Below are 11,411 nucleotides of genomic sequence, written 5' to 3' on the forward strand. Positions count from 1 at the left end.
GCAGGCCTACGTGGTGCCGGTGACGGCCGAGGTGGCCGGCCAGGTGAAGCGGGTGGCGGTGGGCAACAACCAGGAAGTGCGCAAGGGCGAGGTGCTCTTCGAGCTGGACCAGGAGCAGTACCGCATCGCCCTGGCCCGCGCCGAGGCGGACCTGGACACGGTGCGCCGGCAGATCGGCGCCAACACCGCCGGCATCGACGCCGCACGGGCCTCGCTGGCTGCGGCCCAGGCCAACGAGCGCAAGGCCCGGCAGGACAGCGAGCGCCTGCAGCGGCTGTACCGCGAGGACCCGGGCACGGTGTCGGTGCGCCGCCTGGAGAGCGCCCAGGCGCTCCGCGAGCAGGCGGCCAGCCAGGTCGCCGCGGCCCGCGCCGAGGTGGAGCGGGCCCGCGAGCAGCAGGGCGGCCAGGACAGCGACAACGCCCAGCTGCGCAGCGCCGCCGCCACCGTCGAGAAGGCCCGCCTGGACCTGCAGCGCACCCTGGTCCGGGCCGAGTCGGACGGGCTGATCACCGACCTGCGCACCGACGTCGGCCACTACGTCGGCGCCGGCAGCCCGGTGATGACGCTGATCGCCATCCACGACCTGTGGATCAGCGCCGACATGACCGAGAACAACCTCGGCCGCCTGCGCCCTGGCGCCCCCGTGCTGGTGGTGCTCGACGCGCGCCCCGGCGAGCTCTTCCACGGCCGGGTGCGCAGCATCGGCTACGGCGTCAGCGTCGGCCAGAGCACGCCGCCGGGCAGCCTGCCGACGGTGCAGAACAGCCGCGAGTGGCTGCGCCCGGCGCAGCGCTTCCCGGTGATCGTCGAGCTCGACCGCGACGAACTGGCCGACAGCGCCAACCTGCGGGTGGGGGGCCAGGCCGAGGTGATGGCGCTGACCGGGGAGGGCAACCCGCTGAACCTGCTCGGCCGCCTGTTCATGTGGTTCATGAGCTGGGTGTCCTATGCCTATTGAATTGCGCCGCCGGCGCGCGCTGCGCCTGGCCTGGGGCACCGCCTCGTGCCTGGCGGCCAGTTTCGGCCTGGGGCTGCCGGTGCCCATCCTGGCGCCGATCTTCGCCCTGTTGCTGCTGGCCCTGCGCAGCCAGCCGCTGCCCCTGCGCCTGGCGCCGGCCCTGGCGCTGCTGGTGCTGTGCAGCGCCGGCAGCGGCCTGCTGCTGATCCCGCTGCTGGTGCACACCCCGGCCAGCGGGGTGCTGCTGGTCGGCCTGGGGCTGTTCCTCTGCTTCCGCTATGCCCTGCGCGGCGGCAACGCGCTGCTGGCCAACTTCCTGGTGATCGGCCTGAGCATGGTCTCGGCCGCCGGTGCCAGCGACTTCGGCCTGGCCCTGGCGGTGGTCGAGGCCATGGCCAAGGGCATGCTGCTGGCGGCGCTGAGCGTGACCCTGGCGCACGTCCTGTTCCCCGAGCCTGCGGACGCGCCGTCGCTACCGGCGCCACCCCTGCCGGCCGCCGAGGACAGCGCCTGGATCGCCCTGCGCGCCACCCTGATCGTGCTGCCGGCCTTCCTCCTGGCGCTGATCGCGCCGGACCGCTTCATGCCGCTGGTGATGAAGGCCGTCAGCCTCGGCCAGCAGAGCTGCGAGACCAGCGCGCGCCAGGCCGGCCGCGAGCTGATCGGCTCGACCCTGCTGGCCGGCGCCCTGGCCATAGCCGCCTGGAGCGCCCTGAGCCTGTTCGCCCACCTGTGGATGTTCTTCCTCTGGGTGCTGCTGTTCGCCCTGCTGCAGGCGCGCCGGCTCTATGCGGTGGTGGCGACGCGGCAGGGGCCGGGGTTCTGGATGAGCTGCCTGACCACCCAGCTGATCCTGCTCGGCCAGTCGGTGCAGGACAGCGCGGCGGGGCAGGACGTCTACCGCGCCTTCGCCGTGCGCCTGGCGCTGTTCCTGGCGGTGTCGGTGTATGCCTGGGCGATGTTCCGCTGGCTGGAACGCCGGCGCGGGTTGCGTTTGCGCAGGGCCAGGGCCTAGCGCCGCTGCCGCCGGGGCCGGCAGTCGCCGGCGGCATGCCCGTGCCTGGCGGCATGGGGCCCGGCGCCGTTGCGGCGCCGGGCCTTTCACAGGTCACTCGCTCTGCGGGTCGAACTGCTTGTCGCGGATCAGCAGGGCGGGAATGATGCCGCAGACGAAGTAGGCCGCGCCCATGACCAGGAAGCCCGCGCCGATGGACACCTGGGTGGCCAGGAAGCCGATGGCCGCCGGGGCGATGGCCGCGCCGACGCGGCCGATGTTGTAGGCGCCGCCCACGGCGGTACCGCGGTAGCGGGCGGCGAAGCTCTCGGTCATGTAGGTGGCGTTGACGCCGTAGGGGATGCCGTAGAGGAAGCCGAACACCACCAGCATCCAGAGAATCGCCTCGGGGCTGTGGTAGAGCACGATCACCGGCAGGAACACCGCGGTGCCCAGGGCGCCGAAGGCGAACACCTTGCGCCGGCCCAGCCAGTCCGAGGCGACGCCGGCCAGGACCTTGCCGAGGATCATCGCCGCGTAGGTGCCCACCAGGTAGGCGGTCATGGACTTGAAGTTCATGCCCATCTCGGTTTCCAGGTAGGACGGCAGCCAGTTGTTCACGCCGTAGTAGCCGAACTGCAGGAAGCCCGCCGTCAGCGACCAGAAGATGAACATGCTGCGGGCGCGGCGGTCGCCGAAGATCATGCGGAACGCGCCTTCGGGCTTCTTCTCGGCGACTTCCTGCAGGCCCATGGCCTTGCGCCGCTTGCGCTCGGCCTGGGCTTCTGCCCAGGCGGCCGGCTCCGGCACCAGGCGGCGCATGGCCACCGCCAGCACGACCGGGATGATCGCGACGTAGAACAGGTAGCGCCAGCCGTAGCTCGGCAGGATCCAGCCGGCCAGCAGCGTGGCGACGATGTAGCCCACCGACCAGCCCGCCTGCAGGGTGCCCAGCACCGTGGTGCGGTACTTGGTGGGCACGTATTCGGCCATCAGGGTGTTGCAGGCGACGTAGAGCGCGCCCAGGCCCAGGGAGGCGACGAAGCGCGCCGCGGCGAACTGCCAGTAGCTGTGGGTCAGGCCCAGCATGGCGGTGCCGACGGAGAACAGGACGATGGTCCAGACCACGGTGCGCACCCGGCCGAAGCGGTCGCACGCCCAGCCGCCGTAGATGCCGCCGATGGCCATGCCGGCCAGGGTGAAGCTGCCCAGGCTGCCGGCCTGGACGTTGCTCAGGCCGAACTCGGCCTTCAGGCTGGTGAGGCTGTAGGACAGCAGCATGAGGTCGGCGCCGTCGATCAGCAGGCCGATGAAGCAGAACAGGAACACGATCACCCAGGTCTTGCTCTGGGTGGTCGCTTGGGAGGTCGAAGCAGTGGTTTCCATGGGCGAACTACCTGTTGTATTTATTCGTGGGCCGGGGTTGCCGGCCCATCGGTAAGCCTGCGGCTCGCCGCCCGGCGGGGCAGGGCGGCGAGGGGTCGTTCAGTGCGTGGCCTCGCGGATCATGTTGCGGGCGATGACCACCTGCTGGATCTGCGTGGTGCCTTCGTAGATGCGGAACAGTCGCACGTCGCGGTAGAAGCGCTCGATGGCGTACTCGCTGACGTAGCCGGCGCCGCCGTGGATCTGCACGCAGCGGTCGGCGACGCGGCCGCACATCTCGGTGGCGAACATCTTCGCGCAGGAGGCCTCGGTGCTGACGTTGCGGCCTTCGTCGCGCTTGCGCGCGGCGTCCAGCACCATGCAGCGGGCGGCGTAGATTTCCGCCTTGCTGTCGGCGAGCATCGCCTGGATCAGCTGGAACTCGGCGATCGGCTTGCCGAACTGCTTGCGCTCCAGGGCGTAGCGCAGGGCGTCGTCGAGCATGCGCTCGGCGGCGCCGACGCTGAGCGCGGCGATGTGCAGGCGGCCCTTGTCGAGCACCTTCATGGCGGTCTTGAAGCCCACGCCCTCGACGCCGCCGATCAGCTGGCTGGCCGGCACGTGCACGTTGTCGAAGATGACGTCGCTGGTGTGTGCGCCCTTCTGGCCCATCTTGTGGTCCGGCTTGCCCAGGGAGATGCCCGGGGTGCCGCGCTCGACGATGAACGCGCTGATGCCGCCGGCGCCCTTGATCTCGGGGTTGGTGCGCGCCATCACGGTGTAGATGCCGGCGTGCGGGGCGTTGGTGATGAAGCGCTTGGTGCCGTTGAGCACGTAGTGGTCGCCGTCGCGCACGGCGCTGGTCTTCAGCGAGGCCGCGTCGGAGCCGGCGTCCGGCTCGGTCAGGCAGAACGAGCTGAGCAGCTCGCCGCTGGCGAGCCTGGGCAGGTAGTGGCTCTTCTGCTCCGGCGTGCCGTCGATCAGGATGCCGATGGAGCCGATGCCGTTGTTGGTGCCGATGTAGGAGCGGAAGGCAGGGGAGGTGCGCCCCAGTTCGAAGGTGATGTTCACCTCTTCTTCCATGGTGACGCCCAGGCCGCCGAATTCCTCGGGGATGGTCAGGCCGAACAGGCCCATCTCGCGCATCTGCTCGATGATGTCCTGGGGAATGGCGTCGGTTTCCGCGACTTCGTTCTCGCGCGGTATCAGCACCTCGTCGACGAACTGGTGGATGGAATCCAGAAGTATCTGCAGCGTCTCTGCGTCTCGGATCATGTGCTCTCCTCAAGGGCCCGCCACGCGGGCCTGTCTGGCAGGGCACCGTCACCCGAGCATCAGCGAGCGGCGGCGCCTATGTTGTTGACCATGTTGATCAGGCGGGGCCCGATGTCGTCCTCGAGCTTCTCGCGTGGCAGCTGGAAGCTCGGGCCGCCGCAGTTGAAGGCCAGCAGCCCGTACTGCGGATGTACCAAGGGCACGGCGACGGAGTTGACGTCGCGGTGCCATTCACCGATCGACAGGCAGTAGCCGTAGTCGGTGAAGTCCCTGAAGGCGCGGTCCAGGCCCTTGCGGATGGCCGGCCAGTGTTCCGGTTCGCGCTCGCGGATGTGGTCGAGCAGGAACTCCCGTTCGTTCTCCGGCATCGCCGCCAGGCACGCGCGGCCCACCGAGCTCACCGCCAGCGGCAGGTAGCTGCCGATCTGCCGGCGCATCGTCATGTTCCCCTGGCCCTGGACCACGTCCAGGTACACCATCTGCAGGCGGTCGCGGGCGGCCATGGCCACCGCCGCCTGGGCGTGGTTGGCCAGTTCCTCCATCAGCGGGTGGGCCACCGCGCGGATCGACAGGTTCGACAGCATCGCGTAGCCGAAGCCCAGCACGCCGACGTCCAGCTGGTACTTGCCCGAGTGCACCTCGCGCTTGAGGCAGCCCAGGCGCATCAGGGTGTTGGTCAGGCGCGTCACGGTCGGCTTGGGCAGGCTGGTCTTGCGCGCCAGGTCCTGGTTGCTCAGCACGTTTTCCCGTGGCGTGAAGCAACGCAGGATTTCCAGGCCGCGAGCCAGGGCCGTGACGAACTGGCCGCTGTTCTCCTCCTCGCTCAGTGCCGTGGCGGGGTCGAACATCCCCCGTTCCAACAGGCCGATCTCACCTTCGTTTTTCGTCGGCGCAGCCGAATCCAGCTCCGTCTTGTTGCGGCGCATGGTAGAACCCCTTTTCCGAGAAAATCAATAAAATAAAATTCAGTTTCGTCAGACGAAATTATAAAGGGTTTTCCGGTCTGCGTAAAATTGTCGCTGAGATATTTATCAACTTATTGTTTTTAAAGGAAAAAATAACTTATCCGAACGGATGCCGTTTACAGCGTCGAGCGAGGATCACTATGATGAATTTGAAATACGGAATGTAGTTTCGTCAGACGAAACAAAACTGAGGCCCGAACGAGCATGAGCACCCAGCACCCCAGCGTGGTCCACCGAACCCTCCAGGCCGATGGCGTGGCGGTGGTCCGCATCGACCGCCCCGAAGCCCGCAACGCCCTCAACGCCGCCGTGCGCCAGCAACTGGCCGAGCACTTCCGCGCGCTGGCCGACGACGGCCAGGTGCGGGCCATCGTCCTGACCGGGGGCGAGGAATGCTTCGTGGCGGGCGCGGACATTCGCGAGTTCGCCCAGGCCAGCCCCATCGAGATGTACCGCCGGCACACCGAGCTGCTGTGGGAGGCCATCGGCCGCTGCCCCAAACCGGTGATCGCGGCGGTGAACGGCTTCGCCCTGGGCGGCGGCTGCGAGCTGGCGATGCACTGCGACATCATCGTCGCCGGCGAGTCGGCGCGCTTCGGCCAGCCGGAGGTGAAGCTCGGCCTGATGCCCGGCGCCGGCGGCACCCAGCGGCTGATCCGCGCGGTGGGTAAGTTCCAGGCCATGCGCCTGGCCCTGACCGGTTGCCTGGTCAAGGCGCCGGAGGCCCTGGCGATGGGCATGGTCAGCGAGGTGGTGGGCGACGCGCAGACCCTGCCGCGCGCCCTGGCGCTGGCCGCCGAGATCGCCGCGCTGCCGCCGCTGGCCGTGGCGCAGATCAAGGAAGTGATGCTCGCCGGCGCCGACCTGCCGCTGGGCAGCGCGCTGACCCTGGAGCGCAAGGCCTTCCAGCTGCTGTTCGATTCCAGGGACCAGAAGGAGGGCGCCGCCGCCTTCCTCGAAAAACGCCAAGCCAGCTTCCAGGGGGAATGAGCCATGACGCGTGAAATCCAATGCATGGCCATCGTCGGCACCGGTGTGATGGGTAGCGGCATCGCCCAGATCGCTGCCCAGGCCGGCATCCAGGTGAAACTCTTCGACGCCCGCGAGGGTGCCGCGCAATCGGCGCGCGACAACCTAGGGCGCACCCTTGCCAAGCTGGCGGAGAAGGGCAAGATCAGCGCCGAGGAAGCCGATGCCACGATGGCCCGCCTGCTGGTCGCCGGCTCCCTGGCCGAGCTGGCCGACGCCGAGCTGGTGGTCGAGGCCATCGTCGAACGCCTGGACGCCAAGCAGGCGCTGCTGGCCGAGCTGGAGGCGGTGGTCGCCGCCGACTGCATCCTGGCGACCAACACCTCGTCGCTGTCGGTCACCAGCATCGCCCGTGGCTGCAAGCACCCCGAGCGGGTGGCGGGCTTCCACTTCTTCAACCCGGTGCCGCTGATGAAGGTGGTCGAGGTGATCGACGGCCTGGCCAGCGACCCGCAGGTGGGCGACCGCCTGCAGGCGCTCGCCGCGCGCATGGGCCACCGCGGCATCCGCGCCAAGGACACCCCCGGCTTCATCATCAACCACGCCGGGCGCGCCTACAGCACCGAGGCGCTGCAGATGCTCAAGGAAGGCATCGCCGAGCCGGCCGACATCGACCGCATCCTGCGCGAGGGCCTGGGCTTCCGCATGGGGCCGCTGGAGCTGTTCGACCTGACCGCGCTGGACGTCTCGCACCCGGTGATCGAGTCGATCTACAACCAGTTCTACCAGGAGCCGCGCTACCGGCCCGCGGCGCTCACCCGGCGGATGCTCGAGGCCGGCTTCGTGGGGCGCAAGGTGGGCCGCGGCTTCTACCGCTACGAGGACGGGCGGATGATCGACCCGCCGGCGCCGCAGCCGGTGCCGCGGGTGGCGGCGCTGCCGCCGGTGTGGCTCGGCGCCGAGAACGACGAGGATCGCCAGCGGCTGGCCGCGCTGCTGGAAAAATTGGGCACGCGCCTGGAGCAGGGCAACGCGCCGAGCAGCGAAGCCCTCTGCCTACTGGCCCCCTACGGCATCGACGCGACCACTGCGAGCCTGCGTTTCGGCACCGACCCGGCGCGCACCCTGTGCATCGACCCGCTGCTCGACCTGCAGCGCCACCGCTGCCTGATGCAGAACCCGGCGACCGCCCCGGCCATGCGCGATGCCGCCCATGCGCTGCTGGCCGCCGATGGCGTGGGCGTCACGCTGATCAACGACAGCGTCGGCTTCGTCGCCCAGCGCGTGCTGGCGCTGATCGTCAACCTGGCCGGCGACATCGTCCAGCAGCGCATCGCCAGCGTCGACGACCTGGACGAGGGCGTGCGCCGCGGCCTGGGCTACCCGCAGGGGCCGCTGGCCTGGGGCGACGGCGTCGGCGCCGCGCGGCTGCTGACGATACTGGAACGCATGACCGACCTGACCGGCGATGCCCGCTACCGCCCCGGCCCCTGGCTGCGCCGCCGCGCCGCGCTGGGGCTGTCGCTGCGCCATGCCGAGCCCGCGCTGGGCTGAGGCCCGGCGCTTACCCGATCCAAGGAGACTTCCATGCTCAACGCCTTTATCTACGCCGGCCTGCGCACCCCCTTCGGCCGCCATGCCGGGGCCCTGGCGCCGGTGCGCCCGGACGACCTGGCGGCCTACGTCATCCGTGAACTGCTCGCCCGCCACGGCGTGCCGGGCGACGCCATCGAGGACGTGATCCTCGGCAACACCAACCAGGCCGGCGAGGACAGCCGCAACGTCGCGCGCCATGCCGCGCTGCTGGCCGGGCTGCCGGTGACGGTGCCGGGCCAGACGGTCAACCGCCTGTGCGCCAGCGGCCTGGCCGCCGTCATCGACGCCGCGCGGGCGGTGACCTGCGGCGAGGGCGAGCTGTTCGTCGCCGGCGGCGTCGAAAGCATGTCCCGCGCGCCCTTCGTCATGGCCAAGGCCGAGGCGGCCTACAGCCGCGACCTGGCGGTGTTCGACAGCACCATAGGCGCGCGCTTCCCGAACCCGCGGATCGTCGCCGAATTCGGCAACGACAGCATGCCGCAGACCGGCGACAACGTGGCCCGCGAATACGCCATCGGCCGCGAGCAGGCCGACCGCTTCGCCGCGGCCTCCCAGGCGCGCTACGAGGCGGCCCGCCAGGCGGGCTTCTTCGCCGGCGAGATCGTCCCGGTGAGCGTGCCCACCGGGCGCAAGACGCCGCCGAAGGTGATCGAGCAGGACGAGCACCCGCGCCCGGACTCCGACGAAGCCGCGCTGGCGCGCCTGAAGCCGCTGTTCGAGGGCGGCGTGGTCACCGCCGGCAATGCCTCGGGGGTGAACGATGGCGCGGCGGCGCTGCTGATCGGCTCGGCGGCGGCCGGCGAGCGCCATGGGCTCCAGCCGCTGGCGCGGATCCTTTCCGCAGCGGCGGCGGGGGTGGCGCCGCGCATCATGGGCGTCGGCCCGGTCGAGGCGATCAACAAGGCGCTGGCGCGCGCCGGCCTGGGCCTCGCCGACATGGACATCATCGAGATCAACGAGGCCTTCGCCTCCCAGGTGCTGGGCTGCCTGAGCGGCCTGGGGGTGGCCTTCGACGACCCGCGGGTCAACCCCAACGGCGGCGCCATCGCCGTCGGCCACCCGCTGGGGGCTTCCGGCGCGCGGCTGGCGCTGAGCGCGGCGCGACAACTGCAGCGCAGTGGTCGACGCTATGCGGTGGTCAGCCTGTGCATCGGCGTGGGCCAGGGGCTCGCCATGGTTATCGAGCGCGTGTGAACGCGCCAGTGAGGATATGAAGATGGGTGCTTTGAGCGGATACCGCGTACTCGACCTCAGCCGTGTCCTGGCCGGCCCCTGGTGCGGCCAGATACTGGCCGACCTGGGCGCGGAGGTGATCAAGATCGAACGGCCCGGCGTGGGCGACGACACCCGCGGCTGGGGCCCGCCCTACATGAAGGCGGCGGACGGCGCGGACAGCCCCGAGGCGTCGTACTACCAGTCGACCAACCGCAACAAGCTGTCGGTGGCGCTGAACCTGGCCACCCCCGAGGGCCAGGCGCTGGTGCGCGCGCTGGCCGGCGAGTGCGACGTGCTGATCGAGAACTACAAGGCCGGCTCGCTGGCCAAGTACGGGCTGGACTACGCGAGCCTGTCGCAGCTCAACCCGCGCCTGGTGTACTGCTCCATCACCGGCTTCGGCCAGACCGGGCCGCGCGCCGAGGAGCCCGGCTACGACTTCATCATCCAGGGCATGGGCGGGCTGATGAGCATCACCGGCGAGAAGGACGGGGTGCCCGGCGCCGGCCCGCAGAAGGTCGGCGTGGCGGTGTCCGACGTGATGACCGGGCTGTACTCGGTGGTCGCCATCCAGGCCGCGCTGCTGGCGCGGGAGAAGACCGGCCGCGGCCAGCACTGCGACATGGCCCTGCTGGACGTGCAGGTGGCCATGCTCGGCAACCAGAGCCAGAACTACCTTGCCACCGGCCGCTCGCCGGGGCGCCAGGGCAACGCCCACGTCAACATCGTGCCGTACCAGGTGTTCTCCGGCAGCGACCGGGATTTCATCATCGCCTGCGGCAACGACAGCCAGTTCGTCGCCCTGTGCGAGGCCATCGGCCTGCCCGAGCTGCCCAGGGACCCGCGCTTCGCCCGCAACGCCGACCGCGTGCGCAACCGCGAGCTCATCGTCGGCCAGCTGGCCGAGCACTTCCGCAAGGACAGCGCCGACAACTGGGTCGCCCGCATCCACGCGGTCAAGGTGCCGGTCGGCGTGATCAACGACATCGGCCGCGCCCTGGACGAGCCGCAGGTGCTGGCGCGGGACATGCTGGTGGAGATTCCCCACGCCCTCAACCCCGGCTTCAGGATGGTCGGCAGCCCGCTCAAGCTGTCCGAGACGCCGGTGCAGTACCAGCGCCCGGCGCCCATGCTCGGCGAGCACACCGACGAAGTGCTCAGGCGCCGGCTGGGGCTGGATGAGGCGCGCCTGGCCGAGCTCAAGGCCAAGGGCGTGATCGAGCAGCTCGGCGAGGGCTGAGGGCGGCCTGTGACGTGTTCGCGAGCAAGCTCGCTCCTGCAGGGAGATACCTGCTCTTCGTAGGAGCGAGCTTGCTCGCGAACCCATCCCGCTGCCGAGGCCATTCCGGAGCGCCTGTCCGGGGCGCTCCGGGCCCGACCTCGGAGCATCGCGTGACCAAGGTCAGACGGCGGATAACCGCGAACGGTTATTCGCCCTACGCACCTGCAACCAAGAGGAGAATCGAATGAAGGTATTGGTCGCGGTAAAGCGCGTGGTCGATTACAACGTGAAGGTCCGCGTCAAGGCGGACAGCTCCGGCGTCGACCTCGCCAACGTGAAGATGTCCATGAACCCCTTCTGCGAGATCGCCGTGGAAGAGGCCGTGCGTCTGAAGGAGAAGGGCGTCGCCAGTGAAGTGGTCGTGGTCTCGGTCGGCCCCGGCGCCGCCCAGGAGCAACTGCGCACCGCCCTGGCCCTGGGGGCCGACCGCGCCACCCTGGTCGAGACCGACGCCGAGCTGGGCTCGCTGGCCATCGCCAAGGCCCTGAAGGCCGTGGTCGACAAAGAGCAGCCGCAGCTGGTCATCCTCGGCAAGCAGGCCATCGACAGCGACAACAACCAGACCGGCCAGATGCTGGCCGCGCTGACCGGCTACGCCCAGGGCACCTTCGCCTCCAAGGTCGAAGTCGCAGGCGATCAGGTCAAGGTCACCCGTGAGATCGACGGCGGCCTGCAGACCGTCGCGCTGAACCTGCCGGCGATCGTCACCACCGACCTGCGCCTGAACGAGCCGCGCTACGCGTCGCTGCCGAACATCATGAAAGCGAAGAAGAAGCCGCTGGACGTGGT

At 69.8% G+C, this 11,411-nt stretch carries 10 protein-coding genes; 7 read left to right on the top strand and 3 right to left on the bottom strand.

Annotated elements, in window-relative coordinates:
* On the top strand, positions 1 to 961 hold a 961-nt coding region (locus DK254_RS30650; RefSeq protein ID WP_109937356.1), incomplete at its 5' end, for an HlyD family secretion protein.
* Positions 951 to 1,976: a DUF2955 domain-containing protein gene (locus DK254_RS30655; RefSeq protein ID WP_109936849.1), complete on the top strand. Its 1,026-nt coding sequence runs from the start codon at positions 951 to 953 to the stop codon at positions 1,974 to 1,976. The genes DK254_RS30650 and DK254_RS30655, both read left to right, overlap by 11 nt.
* A 93-nt stretch (positions 1,977 to 2,069) precedes the next feature.
* Here the strand turns inward: DK254_RS30655 and DK254_RS30660 are convergent, their stop codons facing one another.
* The 3 genes from DK254_RS30660 to DK254_RS30670 all read right to left on the bottom strand — a co-directional run bounded on the left by DK254_RS30660 (position 2,070) and on the right by DK254_RS30670 (position 5,521).
* Positions 2,070 to 3,341: an MFS transporter gene (locus DK254_RS30660; protein ID WP_109936850.1), complete on the bottom strand. Its 1,272-nt coding sequence runs from the start codon at positions 3,339 to 3,341 to the stop codon at positions 2,070 to 2,072.
* 99 nt (positions 3,342 to 3,440) lie between these two features.
* Positions 3,441 to 4,595 (bottom strand): acyl-CoA dehydrogenase family protein, encoded by a 1,155-nt coding sequence (locus tag DK254_RS30665; RefSeq protein ID WP_109936851.1) that lies wholly within the window; start codon positions 4,593 to 4,595, stop codon positions 3,441 to 3,443.
* A gap of 59 nt (positions 4,596 to 4,654) precedes the next feature.
* Entirely contained in the window at positions 4,655 to 5,521 is an 867-nt protein-coding gene (locus tag DK254_RS30670; RefSeq protein WP_109936852.1) for an IclR family transcriptional regulator, read from the bottom strand.
* A gap of 243 nt (positions 5,522 to 5,764) precedes the next feature.
* Between DK254_RS30670 and DK254_RS30675 the strand changes: the two genes are divergently transcribed.
* The 5 genes from DK254_RS30675 to DK254_RS30695 form a co-directional block, all read left to right on the top strand.
* Complete coding sequence (locus DK254_RS30675; protein ID WP_109936853.1) at positions 5,765 to 6,550, top strand: enoyl-CoA hydratase; 786 nt, start codon at positions 5,765 to 5,767, stop codon at positions 6,548 to 6,550.
* 3 nt (positions 6,551 to 6,553) lie between these two features.
* Positions 6,554 to 8,083: a 3-hydroxyacyl-CoA dehydrogenase gene (locus DK254_RS30680; protein ID WP_109936854.1), complete on the top strand. Its 1,530-nt coding sequence runs from the start codon at positions 6,554 to 6,556 to the stop codon at positions 8,081 to 8,083.
* Positions 8,084 to 8,116: 33 nt separating this feature from the next.
* Entirely contained in the window at positions 8,117 to 9,319 is a 1,203-nt protein-coding gene (locus tag DK254_RS30685) for a 3-oxoadipyl-CoA thiolase (protein WP_109936855.1), read from the top strand.
* A gap of 22 nt (positions 9,320 to 9,341) precedes the next feature.
* The gene (locus tag DK254_RS30690) at positions 9,342 to 10,580 is read left to right on the top strand and encodes a CaiB/BaiF CoA-transferase family protein (RefSeq protein WP_109937357.1); all 1,239 of its coding nucleotides are present in this window, start codon (positions 9,342 to 9,344) and stop codon (positions 10,578 to 10,580) included.
* Between the two features lie 226 nt (positions 10,581 to 10,806).
* Positions 10,807 to 11,411 (top strand): electron transfer flavoprotein subunit beta/FixA family protein (locus DK254_RS30695; protein ID WP_109937358.1); only part of this gene is annotated, 605 nt, incomplete at its 3' end.

The organism is Pseudomonas sp. RW407 (assembly GCF_003176655.1).
GTDB lineage: Bacteria > Pseudomonadota > Gammaproteobacteria > Pseudomonadales > Pseudomonadaceae > Pseudomonas > Pseudomonas delhiensis.